Origin of the sequence: Maribellus maritimus (assembly GCF_022267315.1) — a bacterium.
In the GTDB taxonomy this organism is placed as follows: Bacteria; Bacteroidota; Bacteroidia; order Bacteroidales; family Prolixibacteraceae; genus Draconibacterium; species Draconibacterium maritimum.
The window spans coordinates 51,134-68,756 of the sequence record NZ_JAIKLE010000028.1; the positions used below are offsets into that span (position 1 = coordinate 51,134).

12 protein-coding genes and 1 riboswitch are annotated in these 17,623 nt (G+C 38.5%); of the genes, 6 read left to right on the top strand and 6 right to left on the bottom strand.

Annotated features, from left to right (window positions below):
* Positions 1-3: 3 nt before the first annotated feature.
* From K5G00_RS21010 to K5G00_RS21025, 4 genes are all read right to left on the bottom strand, one after another.
* Complete coding sequence (locus tag K5G00_RS21010; protein WP_238768208.1) at positions 4-1,230, bottom strand: hypothetical protein; 1,227 nt, start codon at positions 1,228-1,230, stop codon at positions 4-6.
* 4 nt (positions 1,231-1,234) lie between these two features.
* On the bottom strand, positions 1,235-2,497 hold the full coding sequence (locus K5G00_RS21015; RefSeq protein WP_238768209.1) for a YncE family protein: 1,263 nt from the start codon (positions 2,495-2,497) through the stop codon (positions 1,235-1,237).
* A 9-nt stretch (positions 2,498-2,506) separates the two neighbouring features.
* On the bottom strand, positions 2,507-4,495 hold the full coding sequence (locus K5G00_RS21020) for a TonB-dependent receptor plug domain-containing protein (RefSeq protein WP_238768210.1): 1,989 nt from the start codon (positions 4,493-4,495) through the stop codon (positions 2,507-2,509).
* Between the two features lie 120 nt (positions 4,496-4,615).
* Positions 4,616-4,824, bottom strand: a riboswitch (cobalamin riboswitch).
* Positions 4,825-5,231: 407 nt separating this feature from the next.
* Positions 5,232-6,248, bottom strand: a complete 1,017-nt coding sequence (locus tag K5G00_RS21025; protein ID WP_238768211.1) for a LacI family DNA-binding transcriptional regulator — start codon at positions 6,246-6,248, stop codon at positions 5,232-5,234.
* A gap of 306 nt (positions 6,249-6,554) precedes the next feature.
* Between K5G00_RS21025 and K5G00_RS21030 the strand changes: the two genes are divergently transcribed.
* The 3 genes from K5G00_RS21030 to K5G00_RS21040 all read left to right on the top strand — a co-directional run bounded on the left by K5G00_RS21030 (position 6,555) and on the right by K5G00_RS21040 (position 10,434).
* Positions 6,555-7,598, top strand: coding sequence for an aldo/keto reductase (locus tag K5G00_RS21030; protein WP_238768212.1), 1,044 nt, complete (start codon positions 6,555-6,557; stop codon positions 7,596-7,598).
* 143 nt (positions 7,599-7,741) lie between these two features.
* Entirely contained in the window at positions 7,742-8,758 is a 1,017-nt protein-coding gene (locus K5G00_RS21035; protein WP_238768213.1) for a zinc-binding alcohol dehydrogenase family protein, read from the top strand.
* 116 nt (positions 8,759-8,874) lie between these two features.
* Positions 8,875-10,434, top strand: coding sequence for an alpha-L-fucosidase (locus K5G00_RS21040; RefSeq protein ID WP_238768214.1), 1,560 nt, complete (start codon positions 8,875-8,877; stop codon positions 10,432-10,434).
* Between the two features lie 174 nt (positions 10,435-10,608).
* Here K5G00_RS21040 and K5G00_RS21045 read toward each other — a convergent pair whose 3' ends face one another.
* Both K5G00_RS21045 and K5G00_RS21050 read right to left on the bottom strand, forming a co-directional pair.
* Positions 10,609-11,037, bottom strand: coding sequence for an RNA recognition motif domain-containing protein (locus K5G00_RS21045; protein WP_158869359.1), 429 nt, complete (start codon positions 11,035-11,037; stop codon positions 10,609-10,611).
* Between the two features lie 345 nt (positions 11,038-11,382).
* Entirely contained in the window at positions 11,383-12,105 is a 723-nt protein-coding gene (locus tag K5G00_RS21050) for a cytidylate kinase-like family protein (protein ID WP_238768215.1), read from the bottom strand.
* Positions 12,106-12,348: 243 nt separating this feature from the next.
* Between K5G00_RS21050 and K5G00_RS21055 the strand changes: the two genes are divergently transcribed.
* The 3 genes from K5G00_RS21055 (at position 12,349) to K5G00_RS21065 (ending at position 17,460) form a co-directional block, all read left to right on the top strand.
* Positions 12,349-13,395, top strand: coding sequence for a Gfo/Idh/MocA family oxidoreductase (locus tag K5G00_RS21055; RefSeq protein ID WP_238768216.1), 1,047 nt, complete (start codon positions 12,349-12,351; stop codon positions 13,393-13,395).
* A 400-nt stretch (positions 13,396-13,795) separates the two neighbouring features.
* Complete coding sequence (locus K5G00_RS21060) at positions 13,796-16,540, top strand: T9SS type B sorting domain-containing protein (RefSeq protein WP_238768217.1); 2,745 nt, start codon at positions 13,796-13,798, stop codon at positions 16,538-16,540.
* On the top strand, positions 16,537-17,460 hold the full coding sequence (locus tag K5G00_RS21065) for a PorP/SprF family type IX secretion system membrane protein (protein WP_238768218.1): 924 nt from the start codon (positions 16,537-16,539) through the stop codon (positions 17,458-17,460). The genes K5G00_RS21060 and K5G00_RS21065 overlap by 4 nt, the downstream gene beginning before the upstream one ends.
* Positions 17,461-17,623 lie beyond the last annotated feature (163 nt).

Genomic DNA, 17,623 nt, shown 5'->3' on the forward strand with positions numbered 1-17,623 from the left:
TTATTATGGATTAGGTAATATTGTCGGGTCTTGAACATGTAAATCTTCTGCACGGGCAAGCTCTGTCGATGTTTCGCCAAGCCAGCCACATTGCTGGTTAACACCGGTATAAACCCGGATAAAATCTACTCCGGGCAAATACACTGAATTTCCGTTTTTATCTACTGCCCAGCCAATGTCGAAACTGATTTTATCTTCGTATTCATTGGGGTGATTGTCAACATATCCCCAATCATAGGCATAGAGAACATAATAAGAACCGTTTTTGCCGGCACTTTCGTCAACGGCATTGTTTGCCAGGATTGTCCCATTGAAAGCCATTTGGTCGCTATCCAGCCATTTCGGATAATAATCCTGTGTGTGATATACATTTTTTGCCATGTATCCCTGTTGCCCCAGGTTGTCGGTCCAGCGGATATAAGTTGTATCAGAAATCGGGCTGTTGGGCTGTGGAGTGGCTATTTTACCGGCATCCGGCTTGTAATATGTTATTTCGTAATCATGTTTGGTTTCGGATTTGTAATATTCGCTGCCAGCCAGTTCATACCAATCATCATCTGGAATACCGTTGTCATTTTCATCTAAAGAAACCAGTACAATGCCGGGTTCGCAACTGCCTCCTTCAGCCGGGGCATCAGGATTAGGATTGGAAGCAGCATAAAAAGAATTGCCCCGGATTTTAAAATCTTTTTCGCCTTTTGCATTAACAACCGTGTGGTCGAACCCGAAGGTTATATACCCGCCAAATCCCCCAAGAGAAACCATTACATCATTTTTCCCGGAAATACTTTCCTGCGCTTTTTTTCGCATTGTTTCTTCAGTATCCCCGTCTTCATATTCGGGCATGGTGTTCACAAACTGTCCGGGGGCCGGGCGGTATTCAAAAACCTGCGTAATGTAAGGGCTGTAAGCAACATCTTCTTCCCAAACAACAATCTGAACAGAATGCTCCACAGGGTTTTCAGCATCAATAATGTTCAATTTCAGGGAATATTCTCCTGTGTTTTCGGCAACAAAAATGTAGTCACGCTCTGTAGAAACCACCGAATCCTGGCCATTTGTATTCTTCATACTCCACTGATATTTACCGGGAAACTCGGGGTGAAGAATGACTTTTCTCATTCGTTCAACAGTATAAACATCGTCTATTCCTAAATTAACCATAGGAATATCCTTCTGGCAGGAAGAAAGAAGAAAAACAAAAAATATGACAGGTAGAAATTTTTTCATTGGCTCAATTTTTAAACAGGAAAACCATGTGTGCAGGAATATCGCCTGCACGTACACTCCACTTAAGTTTTCCATTGCGATTGTAACAGTGCACAACTCCGCTGGACACATAGTTCTTAGCATCGGTTACATAAATATCTCCATTGGCAGGATTGATTTGCAGCCCGTACGGAATCGTTATATCCTTTTCGGTTCCATCGGTAATAAAATGGTCCGTAACCAGTTCTTTTGTTTTTACATTGATAATTCCATACGAAATTGTGTTTTCTTCGGCCTGCTCGTTCCACTCGGTACTGTAGAAATAAAGCGAATCTCCCTGAATACACATATTGCTGCACGGAATATCAAGGGTGTCAGTTACAACCATTTCGTTTGAATTCTGGCTTTTTCGTTCCAGCACAAAAAGGTTGGAAGGGATGCTGTTGTAATCGCCCCGCGATGAGACCCATAACTTTCCATATTTGTCTTTGCGCAGACGGTGCAAATTAATGCCCACGGGTATTTTCTGCACCTGTTTCATTCCGTACATTTCAACCACCGAAATTGTGTAGTCGTAGTTCGGAACACGATAGCCTCCTGAGTTGGCAATATAAATGTATTCGCCCATTACCTCCAATTCATCCGGCTGGTAACCCACTGTTACTTTCCCGGTAATTTCCAGCGATGTTGTATCGATGCGGTAAACAGCTCCTAACTGCGCATCCGGGTCGATGGCTACCGGCCCCACATAAGCTGAAACATAGGCATTGCCACGCGAAAAACGGATATAACGGCAATTCGGAATATCCACCTGCCCGAGCCGCACACCGGTTTCGGCATCCATCACCTCAACTTTGTGCGAGCAATTGATTACCGCATATAGCTTGTTTCCATAAATCTGAATGTCGTTTCCAACATCGCCCAGCTCTTTAATTACATTTGGGTTTCTTTCTGCGTACAGGTTTCGGATATAATACGCATTTCTGAAATCCACAAAATCAATCGAAGCTTTATTACTCCCCATGTTCCCCTCGTTTAAAATATACATTCCAAGAGGGTCAGCATAGGGATTTAGTTCGCTGGGCAAAACATCGTATTCTGTGGGAACAACCAGTTCGTCTTTGCGGCAGGAATACAGCAAAAGAAAAAGAAATGCGAAATGAAAGCCCCTCCTAACCTCCCCGAAGGGGAGGGATAAGAGAAAAAATTTCACCGAACGTTTACACTGTAACTTTTGAATTAATTCCACAGGAATGCCGGACATCAATTTATAAATAATACGATTCATCTTTAGCATTTAAATTTCAATACCTATACGGAAGCGGTAATTTCGTTTTGGCATTGGGTAATTAAGAATTACATCATAATCCTGGCTCAGCAGGTTGTTTATCTCTGCGGAAAACTTCAGCGACAAGTCCTTTATTTTTAATGATTTTGATAAAGAGATATCGCTGGTGTACCAGGGTTGTGTATAGTTGTAGCGAATGTTTTCCTGCTGGTTATAGCGTTCACCAACATAAATATAGCTATAGTTCATCGACCAGCTTTTCCAGTTAAGCATGGCAATGGCCGAACCACTGTGCCAGGGAATGTATGGAATCTGGTCGCGGTGATACGTGTCTGCCGGGTCTGTTATATCAATGGCTTCCTGGTAGGTGTATTGCAGTTTTCCGGTTAAGCGCCATTCGTTCATAAAAAGAAGGGTTACCATTGTTGTAAGGTCTATTCCGCGAATATCAACTTCCCCAAGGTTCAACATTGTCCATCGAAACTGTTGTCCTTTGGGATAAGCTACAATTTTATCTTTTGCATAATTATAGTAAACATCAGCTCCGATATGAAATGATTCCAGTGTTCGGTTTTCCCGGTTTATATCGTACAGAACACCCAGATTGTATTGCTCTGCATATTCGGGACGGAGATAAGCATTGCCCATATCTGTATAATACAAATCGTTAAAAGTGGGCATACGAAAAGATTTCTTGTAAAAAGCGCGGAGAACAAGGTCGGTTGCAGCAAATGGCTGGTACGATAGAAACATGGCTGGAGTAAACACCTGTTTGTTCGGAACGGTGTCCCGTTCGCGGTTTTCTTCGTTAACAATGGTTTCCAGAATACTGGCCTGAATTTTCAATTGGTCGGCCACGGTAAAAGCGGTGGCAGCCGAGAACCAGTGCGTTGTTCGGGAAACATCTACGAATTCTGACAAGCCATTCCACTGAAAATCGTAAGCCGCAGAAATATCCCAGTTTTTGCGCAGTGCATATTTATTTGCCCACGAAAAATAGAGCTCTTTTTGCCTGTAAGTATTATCAACATGAATCAGCTTGTCGTCATTATTAATGTAATGCGTCAGGTCAACAGCGTACTTCATGTTTAGTTTGGAGCTAAATTTCGAACTGAAATCCTGCTCGTAAACGCCCTGTATAAATGAGTTGTTATCCCACAAACGCTCACCATTTCGCCACACATTATTTACGATAGCGCCCGGAACCCCGCGCTCTGAATCGTAATGGTACAGCTGTACTTTCCAGAACCCAGAAGATAAATACCCGTTCAGACTTCCCTCCAAACGAACAGCGTCGATATCGCCGTTTTCCCGGACAGCTGTAGTATCGTAGGCTAGCTCGCCGGAAGGTGTAACACGCCGGTAGCGAAATTTGTATTTGCCATCGGCATTAATCCATTCGGCGCTAAATGTGGTGTTGATTTTTTCGTTTATTTTATATTCATAAAGAACCGAAGGGTTAAACAGGCCAAAAGAACCGCTTCGCAAGGCCGCTTTAATATTTGTGTCTTTTCCTTTTGCGAATCTCGGACGACGGGTTGTCAGGTAAATACTTCCGGCAGAACCAAATTCTTTGGCCGATTGGAAAATCTCACTTTTTTGTCCGTTGTACAGCGAAATCTCTTCTACATTTTCTAAAGAGAACTTGCCTAAATCTATCTGTCCGTTTTGAGCATTGCCCAGTTGAATTCCGTTGTAGAAAACTCCCATGTGGTTTGTTCCCATACTACGAATGTTCACCGTTTTTAATCCGCCAATACCTCCATAATCTTTAATCTGAACGCCGGAAAAAAAACGAATTGCATCGGCAACAGAATAACTGTTTAGCTGTTGCAGTTCTTTCCCTTTCAGCGTTTGAGCAGGAATAATTTCTTTGTAGCGATTGGCAACTACCTTTACTTCGCCGATGTGCTGAACGCTGTCTAATTTACTCTGTGAAAATGCACTAATTGATATTGCAAATAGTGTAAGCCCACAAAAGAACCTAACAAAATACATAAAAAGCCATTTTAATTTTTTCAATCAAAACAGACTTCGAAGACCAATAGTATCGGGATAAACCTGGAGCAAAATCAGCGATTCTGCCTCTGTTTGTCGCCGGCTTTTATTCCTCGAAAGCCATCAACTAAAATCTTGGCAGGTCTTCTGACTTACTCCATCTTTGAAACTCCCTTCCCATCCGTCAGATGACGGACAGTGGTTTTGAGTATTGTTCAAAGACTTTGGCGGAGCTTACAGCAGCGGGTCTGTTCAGGATTTTCACCTGATTCCCTTTTCACCGTTTCTTCGATTATGAAAAATGCGGCACCAAAATCGGAGGCGAAGTTAGCATAAATATTTGAAGACTTTAAAATTTATTTTAAACGAATGATCATTTTTTTTCTAATAAGGTTGCCCTGTCACTCTATAGTCTTTGCTTCTTTTTCTGCCTTCCTTTGTTTCTAAATTTTAAAGCAGTCTCATAATCTACAGTCAAAAAGTTTTACATTTTTTCCGGGTGGGTTCAGCCATATAATCAGAGAATTATAAGATTTATTTCTTGTAATTTTTTTCAGCATATGAAAAGAATATTACTACAAAAGTGACTAGCAAAAAGGAATATTTCGCCCAGAAGTTGATATCTCTTGTTTTTATAAAAAACTTATTTAAAATGTTGTGTCTGCAAAAATTTAGTTGTCAATGGATTGAAGTTATTTTTTTTTGCTCTGATTTTAGAAATTCAAAAGGTAACCGTCTACTTAATTTTTACCGACGATTCTCTTTCCACCAGATTTGTTTTTAAAATTACAGTTCGTGGAAAAGCGGATGTTTGAATTCTTTCAAAAAATAATTCAGCAGCTTTACGCCCCGTTTCAAAGGTTGGATGCGTAATGGAAGTGAGCGGTGGTTCTACTACAGTAGCATGAAAATCATCTGTAAAACCAACCAATCCAATATCATCGGGAATTTGATATCCTCGTTCCCTTATTTTTTTCATTGCGGCAAAGGCAACTGTGTCATTAATTCCAAAAACTGCATCTGGCGGGTTTTCCAAATCCAGTAAACGTTTCATTGCACTGCTGGCCGAGTCATAGCTTAGGTCACAGCTCTCAATCAATTCCTTTGCTATTGGTAAGCCAGAATCTTTCAAACCTGATAAATAGCCATCCAGTCTTTCTTTGGAAATATTCAGATGCGACGGCCCTGAAATAAAGGCAATTCTCCGGTAGCCCTGCCGGTAAAAATGCCGTGTTATCTTTTTTGCCGCTTCTTTATTGTCAACCGTTACCGACGATACCCTATTGGGCAAACAAACGCGGTCAAAAAATACCAATGGGATATTCTGGTTTAACAGTGTTTTAAAATGAGAAATGTCGGTCGTTTCGCTGCTCATACAAATAATCAATCCCTCCACCCGGGCTTTTAATAAATTTTTGATTGATTCTTTTTCTTTTTGCGAAGATTCGTTTGAACTTGCGATTAATATAAAATAGCCCTTTTCGTTCGCGTAACTTTCAATTCCTGAAATTATTGATGAGTAAAAATGGGTTACCAGATCGGGGACTATAACACCAATCATTCGTGTTTCCTGTTTTAGTAAGCCCATTGCCAAAGGATTCGGGCTGTAATTCTTTTCCATTGCGAGTTGTTTAACTTTTTTTTTCATCTCCCGGCTAATATCCGGATGATCTTTTAAAGCTCTGGAAACGGTGGAGATAGAGATGTTCAATTCTTTCGCGAGATCCTTTAATGAAGTATGACGATTTCCCATTTTTGACTGCTTTCAGCGTAAAAATTTCTGTTTTGTTTGAATGTAAATAATGTTCTAAAACATTTTTTTTAGAACGCAAAGCTTTCCGCAAAGCTTTGCACTAAAAAGGCAGCTTACGGCTGTTTTGACAAGATAATTAATTATGGGAAATTTACTTCAAAATTAACAGTAAATGAATTTTAGAAACGAAAGAAGTATAACAATGAAAGTAAAACTAAATGTTTATTCGTGTCAAATCCCAAAAAAGGTTCAGATAGTTTGAAGCTAATGATGATGATACCGGATTTTTATAGAGAACAATAACAAATGGATACAACAAAACAATTTGGGAATTCGGGGTTGGATTGCCCCAGGATAATTTACGGAACAAGTTATTTGGGAAACTTATACCGTGAGCTAACAACAGAAGAAAAGTTTTCAATCATAAAAGAATGGTTTCGGGTGAGCGATGACAGAGTGATGATTGACAGCGCTGGGAAGTATGGCGCAGGGCTTGCGCTGGAAGTAATTGGGGAAGGACTCAGGAAATTAAATGTGGCTCCGGATGATATTCTGATTAGCAATAAATTAGGTTGGTTCCGGGTGCCATTAACTAACGAAGAGCCAACATTTGAGCCTGGTGCCTGGGCAAATCTGAAACACGATGCGGTTCAGAAAATCAGCTACTCCGGAATTTTGGAATGTTGGGAGCAAGGGTGCGAGCTTTTAGGAGGGCGATATAAACCTCAGATTGTATCGGTACACGATCCGGATGAATATCTTGAAGTGGCAAAAGATGCCGCAGACAGGGAAGCACGTTTGAAGGATATTCTGGGAGCTTATAAAGCATTATTTGAACTAAAAGAGAAAGGTGAAGTAAAAGCGGTTGGAATAGGCTCCAAAGACTGGCTTGTGATAAAAGAACTGTATCAGAAAGTAAAGTTCGACTGGGTTATGTTTGCAAACAAATTTACCTTGTTTCACCACCCCAAACCTGTTGTTGAATTTATCGAACAATTGGGCAAAGATTCGGTGTGTATTATCAATTCGGCCATTTTTAATGCCGGTTTTATTACAGGTGGCGAATATTTTGACTATCGGATTGTAAACAGATCATTTCCAAAAGATAAGCATTTGTTTGACTGGAGGGATAAATTATTTGCCATTTGCGAAAAGCATAAAATTACACCCGGAGAAGCTTGTTTAAAGTTTTCATTTTCTGCTCCTCAGGTTTGTGCCGTTGCGCTTAATCCCAGCAAGCCCAAACGGATGGCAAGGAATAAGGAAATTTTGAAAATGGAACTTCCGGCAGAGTTTTGGCATGAACTAAAAAACGAATCTGTTATTGATCCGAACTATAGATATCTATAATTGATCCGAATATGATTGTTGGTGCTTGTCATTATTATTTAAGATATAACTCAGGTGAGTTGGGACTGGGCGATTGTGAAATTGTGTCGCTTCTCATAAAAATGTACATGGTGTTTACCAAATTTCAAAATTAGAGTTTAGAAATGAAAGCTATAGAGATTACAAAACCGGGAGAGATTAGCGTAGTTGAACGGGAAATACCACGAATGGGAAAAAAGGATGTTCTTTTAAAGCTGAACTACGTTGGTTTTTGCGGATCAGACAGAAGTACTTTTTTAGGGAAAAACCCTTTGGTTCAATATCCAAGAATTCCGGGACATGAAATATCAGCCGTTATTGAAGCTGTGGGAGAAAAGGTTCCGGCTACTTTCAAAAAAGGTCAGAATGTAACAGTGGTACCTTATACCAATTGTGGGCAGTGCAATTCATGTAAACAAAAGCGGTTTAATGCATGTCTGCATAATCAAACTCTTGGTGTACAGCGTGACGGAGCAATGACTGAATATATTGTGGTCCCTTGGGAGAAGGTTCTTGCAAATGCAGAACTAAGTGAGATTCAGCTTGCGCTTGTTGAACCAATTACCGTTGGATTTCATGCGGTTGACAACGGAAAGGTTAATGATTTGGATACGGTGTTGGTATTTGGTTGCGGGATGATTGGAAGTGGAGCAATAATAAGGGCAGCGCTCCGCGGAGCAACCGTTATTGCAGCAGATATTGATGATGTTAAACTGGAGGTGGCCAAAAAATTGGGAGCTGACTATGTGATCAATTCCAGAATTCAAAATTTGCATCAGGAACTGGAAAAAATTACGCATGGGAACGGGCCAACGGTGGTGATTGAAGCGGCTGGAAATCCTGAAACATACCGGGCGGCAATAGAAGAAGTTGCTTTTGCGGGGCGGGTTGTATGTATCGGTTACGCAGCAAGCGAAGTGTCTTTTGCAACTAAACTTTGGGTGCAAAAAGAATTGGTTATTACGGGTTCAAGAAATGCAAACTCCTCTGATTTTGAGGCTGTAATTAAGTACCTTAAAAATAATCAGCCTGATGAAAATATTTTTGTTTCAAAAACGGTAAGTCCGAACGATGCCCCCGGAGCCATGAAAGATTGGTCGGAGGCGCCCGGTGAAATTATGAAAATACTCGTTCAGTTTTAAAATTACCATTCTTTTGATAATGAGATAAAAAACAACGAAATTGCTGAATTGGAATTGGCTATAGACAAAGTCTGCAGGAGCAAACAACAAAATTATAATAACTAAAACTTAAAAAGATGAAACACAAAATGCTTTACTATCCGGTTATTTTTCTAGTGATATTACTGGCCGGATGCGGTTCCAAAAAAGAAGAAAAGAAGGAGGTGGATATTTATCAACCGACATGGGAATCTCTTGAAAAAGTTAATCCTGTTCCGGAGTGGTTTAAAGATGCCAAGTTTGGTATCTATTTTCATTGGGGTGTTTATTCTGTTCCTGCTTTTGCCAACGAATGGTATCCCAAAAATATGTATGGTGTTGACTCCCGGGTGAACAAACATCATAAAGAAGTTTATGGAGATCTTGCATCGGAATGGCCCTATCATTATTTTATTGAGGGAGCAAAAGACAAACAGGGCAATTGGGCTGAGTTTGCTCCAAAATTAAAATCGAATGGAGGAGAATTCGATCCGGCAGAATGGGCTCAATTATTTGCCGATGCCGGAGCAAAGTTTGCAGGGCCGGTTGCCGAGCACCACGATGGTTTTTCGATGTGGGCAAGCAAAGTAAATCCCTGGAATGCCAAAGATAAAGGCCCCCAAATGGATCTTGTAAAAGTTTTGGCTGATGCCATACGTGAAAAAGATATGAAATTGATTCTTTCAATGCATCATGCCTATAACATTACCGGTTTTTATGAACATGTTCCAAAAACAGATGATCCTGAACTTCAAAAATTATATGGGCAATTAGGCAAAGAAAAAAATGAACAGGTTTGGCTCGAAAAACACAAGGAGATTATTGACAATTACCAGCCAGATATAATTTGGCAGGATTTTAACCTTACCGAGATTACGGATTCCGTTTTGCTGCAGTTTGTAGCTTATTATTATAATTCAGCCAATAAATGGAACAAGGAAGTTGTAAACACCTATAAAGATGCTCTGAATACAGATGTTGCCGTATTGGACTATGAACGCGGAGGGCCTTTTGAACTCAAAGACTACTATTGGCTTACTGATGATGCCATTAGTCGTTCTAGTTGGTGTTATACGGAAGGAATTGGTTACTATTCAGCAACCGCAGTACTTCATAGTTTGTTTGACCGCATCAGTAAAAACGGGAACCTGCTACTGAATATTTCCCCCAAAGCCGATGGCAGCATTCCTCAAAAACAAAAAGATATTCTTTTAGCCATGGGAAATTGGCTTAAAAAATATGGAGAAGCAGTTTATTCTACACGGGCATGGGTGAAGTTTGGCGAAGGTCCAACAGAAATGGGATCAGGTCATCCTCATGGTGAAGGTGCCTCTTTTACTACTCCTGTAGAAGGAACGTCGGATGACATTCGGTTTACACGAAGTAAGGATAACAAAACATTGTATGCCATTGTACTCGGGTGGCCTGAAGACAATACTGTAACAGTTGAATCACTTGCTCAGGGGAATATTAATTTGGCCTCACTACAGTCGGTTTTTTTACTAAATCAAAATTCACCTGTGAATCTCGAACATTATCAGGAGAAGGATGGATTACGTGTTGTTTTACCTGCCAAGCCGGAAAATGAAATGGCATATGTGATTAAATTTAATTTTGAGGGAGAAATTCCTGGATGGAAAAAAATAGCGGAAGAATAGTCGAATACAACTTGTTAATTAATACCAAAGAATTATTTTATATTTTGTAAATCAAGTTTTCCGAAAACCTATAGTTAAGAATACACAGCATTATACTCTGAAAAGTTAAACTTAGTAAGTTTAAAAATAAAAACACCGTCCCAAGAACTTGTTTTGAGACGGTGTTTTTCATTTCTAATACCTGTCGTTTTCTCTGTCTGAATAACCACCGCCGCCACCGCGGCCCCGGTTATCGAATCTTCGGCCACCGCCGCCGCCACCGCGGCGATCATCGCGGCGTTGGAAGCCACCGCCACCACCTCTGTTTTGGAAACCACCTCTATGCTGGCCCCCAAAACCACGACCGCCAGAGCGGTTTTCTGTTCGCGGATTGGCTTGTTTAACAACAATCTGATTCCCATCCTGTTCACTTTCGTTGAGGGCGTTGATTGCTTCATTCGCTTCGTCGTCATTTGGCATTTCAACAAAGCCAAAACCTTTTGAGTTTCCGGTTTCTCTGTCAAAAATAACTTTGGCAGATGCTACTTCTCCAAACTGTGAGAAGAGTTCTTGTAAGTCGTCACCTGTTGTAGATGAACTTAACTTTGCAACAAATAAATTCATAAAAAATTGAACAAATAATAATAAAATAAATAATTAAATACTGAGAAGTTGTTTTCTCTACCAGATTAGACAATTACTGAACATTTTAGTTCTCAATGATTTTTATACATTGCAGTAAAAATTAAAAACAGTCAATTACTTTACCCAAATAGTAAAAACAATATTTTCTTCCATATACAAAATAACGCACATTTTAGCAGATAATCTAATTTATTTTGTATGATTTTAAATAATTACATTAAAAAACCTTCCCGAAGGAAGGCTCTGTAAGGTGAGATCAATTATTTTTTTATTAATAAATCTGATTCAAATTTATAAAATTTAACTTCAAAAAGAATTAATTACTTAAAGATTGAACTGTGAGCTTATTATTTTTTTGTCTTTTAATATGTTGATAACGGCATCTACGATCTGATCGTCCTCCAGCGATGCATAATTAAAGATAATGTCAAAATCATTGTTTTCAGCCTTTCTTCCAATAATTTTCTCAATAAATGAATCCCGTTTTTGATCCATTTCATTAATGTATTTCGCGGCTTCTGCCTGGCTTAGATCTTTGAGCTGCATTACTCTGTTGATTCGCCACTCTGTGGGCGCTTCAAGTCTTATGTTTAGTTTGTCAGGAACATTCCGAAGTATTACTCCTGCCGAACGGCCAACAATAATTTTTCGGCCCGAAGTAGCTAATTTACAAACCACTCCTTTGAAAATGTCAATTAGCTTTTTGTCTGAGATATCATAAATCGTTTCATTTGAAAAAGCACGGGCAACTTCTTTCATCATTCTTACCGCCTCTGCCTTGTCATCATAACTTCCGTTATTAATTTCAATTATCATATTTTCAACTACATCTGAAAATATTGTTTTATCAACCCAGCTCCATTCTGCGTCGGTTTTTGTTTCCGACATATAACTGTAGCCCGTTAATATCTTAGAGAGTTTTATTGCGATACGCTGCGCAGAACAACCTGCCTGACGCGAGATTGTTACTACGGGGCCGGGGAAATCCCCGGTTTCAAGGTTAAAACAGGAAAATGTATGTAAATAGTTGTTTAAGAACCTCTCCATTTTAAGGTTATTATTTAAGGTTAATCATTCGAAGTTACAATCAAATATTTTTTATTTAAGCATTATGTGTTATACAATACCTCTTTTTTTTAATGTTATTCAACAACTTTCCCGGACCTTTTTGGAAGGATTAATTTTAAATTTTAGTGTTTTCAGGTTAACTTTATACGATTTTGTTAAAAAGTAAACGGGGCTTAAGCCAGAGAAAGAGAAATGGTCTGGCTCCTTTTAATATAATAAATTATGAATCAGCCAATAAAAGTTGCAATATCTTCATTTGGATTATCAGGACAGGCATTTCACGGGCCTTCTTTAAAAGTAAACTCAGGTTTTGAAGTGCTTCAGGTTTTGGAACGCTCAAAAGAGTTATCTCAAAGTTTATTTCCAGATGCAGAAATAGTCCGTAATTTTCAGGAGATAGTTAATAACTCTGCCGTTGAACTTGTAATTGTAAATACTCCCGACTATTTACACTTTGAGATGGCAAAACAAGTGATAAACGCGGGCAAGCATCTTGTTGTTGAAAAGCCTGTGGCACAAAAAAGTGCAGAAGCTGCCGAATTGGTGCGGCTGGCAAAAGAAAAAGGTGTGGTATTTACAGTATATCAAAACCGACGTCTGGACGGTGATTTTTTAACTGTGAAGAAAATCCTGGAGCAGGGAAATCTGGGAAGGCTGGTGGAATTTGAATCGCATTTTGATAGATACAGGACTTATATAACACCTGACACGTGGAAAGAAGAAGGCGACGAGTATATCGGTGTTTTATATAACCTGGGTTCCCATATGGTCGATCAGGCGTATATTTTATTTGGCAAACCTTCGTCAGTAAATGCTAATTTAAAAATTGTGAGAACTGGTGGGAAAGTAGCTGACTATTACGACATAAGACTGGAATACGAAAATTTTACTGCAATTTTGAAATGTTCTTATTTGGTTATGGATCCCGGACCACGCTACAGTTTATATGGTGAATACGGAACTTTTCATAAATGGGGTATCGATCCGCAGGAAGATGTGCTACGAACAGGGAAGTTGCCGCAGGGACCGGATTGGGGCAAAGAAGCTGAAAGTGAATGGGGAAAAATAATCTATGAAAGAGATGGCTTAAAGTTTCTGGGGAAAGTAGAAACCATTCAGGGGGATTATCCTTTTTTTTATAAAAACCTGTATGATGCTATCAGAAAAGGAAAAGAATTGCTTGTAAAACCGGAGGAAACAGTAGAAGTTTTGGAAATTCTGGAAGCTTGTATGGAAAGTAACCGAAAAAAATCGGCAATCATACTTTAAAGATATTGAGAAATTTAAGGTGTCTCGTTTCAAATATCTTTATTTTTACCGGAACGATTTTACGGGCAACTGCAGATACACATTGCTTTAATATTCAACTCTTTTTTGTATCCAAACCTGCACGTTTCTTTTAATTCGGAGTCTGTTTGACAATTTATTACCTAATAGGTATCCATTGAAGATAACACTCCAAAAGTTTTTTTATGCAAATTTAAGAGTTGTATAGTCAGATAGCATCTTAACTTTAGAGTTGATGTTTTTCCTAAAATTGATTTGGCGGGAATTTATATGCCGGTCAATTAATTTCGTTATCTGATTTGATTTTGAAATACGAGGACGAATTAATTTAATTATGACGCAACCTAATACATTATTTCGCATCTACTAAAAAAACAACCTAATGAAACCGGCATTCGTCTTGTTACTCTTATCTTTTTTTTTAATTGTTAATTATGCCTTCGCGCAAAAAGAGGCTTCGGTTTGGTTAATAGGTTCACAAAAACAATTTAATTTTCAAACAGGTAGTTTTGCCCTGTCGGATTTTGATGGAAATGCTACAGCAAAGTCTGCTATTTGTGATAAGGGTGGGAACTTACTAATGTATACAAACGGGCGTCAAATCTGGAATAAAAACGATGATCTGCTTATTAATGGTGAAGAGCTAATACCACCTGCCGCGTTTACTAATAATGCTCCTGTTTTTATTCCTTATCCGGGAAAAGAAAGTAAATACATTCTTTTGTATGAAGAAGTGTATTACGAGATTATTTTGGGTGAATATCAGAATACTTTGTATTATGCCGAAATAGATGTTAACGCAAATAATGGGAGGGGAGAGGTTATTAAACAAAAAGTAAAGCTTCATAATAATTATCATTCGTGGGTTTCGGTGTGTGGCTATTGCAACAACAGTTATTTTTGGATTGTTGTCGACCAAAATACCAACGTCGTAGACGAAATAAAGACAGACAGAATTTTCTTTTACAAAGTTGGCGAAAACGGTGTAGAAACGGAACCAAGAATAAATGACAATGTATCTATTGGCAACTCTTCCGGCTACAGGTTCTCTCCGAATGGCGATAAATTGTTTTTTATGGTGGGTGGAAGCTACGACGAAGGTGAAAAAGTAGCTGATTTTAATTTTGAAACGGGTGATTTATACAATATCAGATTTCTCGACCTCAACTTGAATCATGCAAAAGAATTTTCACCCGATAGTAGATTTTTATACTTTTTTTCGGGCTCAGAACTTGTTCAGATTGATGTTCGATATACCAGTGTGGCAAAGATACAGGATTCAGCCAAAGTTGTTCTCCGGCTGCCATCAAGTGAAGATTTGCCCTATCCAGGGCAGGGATTACAATTGGCACCCGATGGAAAAATTTATTTTGATTACTACGACGTTCCCAACAATTCAAAAAAAATGGGAAGGATTAATGCACCAAACGAGAAAGGCGATGCATGTAGCATTGAATTAAACGTTTCATCGTTGGACTATAGTATTCCCCGCATGCCCGATTTTGTGACCAGCTTTTTTAGAGAAAAGATGGATGGATTTGTAGATGAGGTAGTTCCGGAAGCCGGTCCTAAACTGGAAATTTGTTCTCGGTCTTCAGAAGCAATTGGAATAGCTCAAATTACAGATTCCAGGTATCAGTGGCTTTATGATGATTATTTATCCAACCCATTTATTTCACAACCGGTTTTTAACGCACCTCTTAATTATAACGACCCTTTTACATTACCAATAGTACTAAGGACAACTGATAAAAATTGCTGGGTAAATTTCGACACAACTATGGTAACGGTAAATCCAATTCCTGAAAAGATACCAATAGATGGCAGTTGGTCGGTCTGTCCGTATGTTAAAGAGGTCGATTACTGGACCGAGAATAATCATAATGTTATTTATTGGTTGGCCGATGGTGGAGACATTGTCGCAAACCCTGCTGTAGAAAAGGTGAAAATTAACTGGGGAGATACGAATTTGGATGCATCAGTGAGTGTATATTCTGAGAATAGTTACGGTTGTTATTCCGACACAACAGTTTTTCCAGTTCGTATAAATGTTGAGCTACTTACCGAAACACCCAATGGGCCCGATGATATTTGTATAGCAAATGCAAAAAATATCATTTATGAAATCAAAAAAACGAATGGTTCCGTTTACGATTGGAATCCTATGGGAGGCGAAGTAATTTACGGACAGGGAACAAACAAAGTTCATGTTCAATGGACGGAATCGGGACAAAACCGGTTAACGGTGCACGAGACAAGTGTGACTATTGACACAGTTTGTTATGGAGAGTCGGAACCGCTCTATGTTAACGTGGTAAACGACAGCCTGGAAATTGACCTTCAAAATGTTAGTTTCAATAAGGATAATAATATTGTGGTTGACTATTATTCAGAAAGACTCAGAAGCAATAACCACTCTTTGATTTTATCTGTCAGCGAATTCGGAGAAATGTCTGATGAAATGGAAATAAAAGGAACTTTTAGTGGTCGATATATATTTAAACCTTCTGCCTATAATTTGAAACCTGAAATTTTTACATTGGGAGTTATCAATTCATGCAATGAAACTTTTACTTCCAATTCTCTGCAAACCGTTGTCCTTCGTGGCAATGAAATACAGCCGGAAGGAATAGTTCGTTTAAGCTGGAATAATAATAGATTTTGGAATGAAGCGAACATTAAAAATGAAATTTGGCACTCTGCTGATGGAAAAAGTAATTGGGAGTTGGTAAAAAATGTTGGTCAGGATACTGAATTTATGTACACCAGTAGCAGTATGTCTTTACTTCATTATTTTAAAATAAAGGAAACCAACACGGTAGCGGGGGTTGAGTCGTGGTCAAACACCATTGAAGTGGAAATAGAAGGAAATTTGATAATCCCAGATGTTTTTACGCCGAATGGAGATGGTATAAATGACAAATGGGAAATTGGAAATATCGACTTTTATCCGTTTCAAAAGGTCGTTATTTATAACCGTTATGGGCAAATTGTTTATACATGCGAAAGGGAGTATGTTCCATGGGATGGAAAAATTGACGGGAAAATTATTCAGGGAACCTATATGTATCAATTGATTTTCGATTCAAGTAACAAAAAATACGGTCAGGTAACAATTCTACGATGAGAAGAACAGGAATAATATTGTTTCTTTTAAGTTTGCATCTTTTGTTTAATAAGCTAAGGGCGCAGGATTTTCCGTATCACTATTTTAATCATATTTCTCCAATCATTAATAACCCTTCCCTGGCAGCACTTAATAGTAAAATAGAAGTAAATTCTGCCTCATATTCAATGTGGGCAGGTGGTTTTAAACCAGTTAATGATTATTTGGTGAGTTTTGCCATATCTCCAAATCCGAAAGATAACCTGCGAAGAAGTTATTTTCAGCCATATGTAGGCTTGGGTGCTGTTTTTCTTCATGAAGATATTGGTCCTTTTAATCAAAATATTCTACAACTTATTTATGCTTACCATATTCCAGTAACAAGAACTAATTTACTTTCATTTGGGGTGAATGTATTGGTTGAAAATTTGGAAATTAATGTAAATGAATTAACAGCCCGGCAAGCCGATGATCCCAGACTACTCTCCGGGAACAATAATTCAATTCGATTTGATGGAGGGTTTGGTGCTTCGTTAAGCGGGAGGGATTTTCGTGTTTCTTTATCTGTATTAAATCTTATGCCGGCTGATTATAAATTTAATAACAATTCGGTTAGCGATCTGGCGAATTATAGAAAGTTTTTTATATCGGGAAATTATAGGATTGTGTTGAATGATAAGTTTACTTTTCAGCCAAATTTAGTTTTGAGAAATACGGTGGAGGAAAAGATTGGATTTGATTCAATGGCTGATTTTAACTTGTATTTATTGTCAGTGGGAATGGGATACAGAACTGAAAGTTCAATTTTTGTATTTGCAAAAATACCTTTTCATAATTTCTTTTTTTCCTACACTTCAGAAAATCCTTTAAAATCAAATCATATGATCGGTAATGGACATATTTTTTCTGTTGGGTGGGTTTGGAAACAAACAGATCGGTAGATTATATCCATATTTGTGAACGAGTCATAGAATTTTTCAAAAAAAAAATTGAAACTCTTACCTTATCAAATAGGCCATTCTGATGTGAAACGAGGAATTTTTTTAAGGTTATGCAGAGTTGATTTATAGATTTTATCAAGCGGTTTTTTATCAGGTCTGGTTT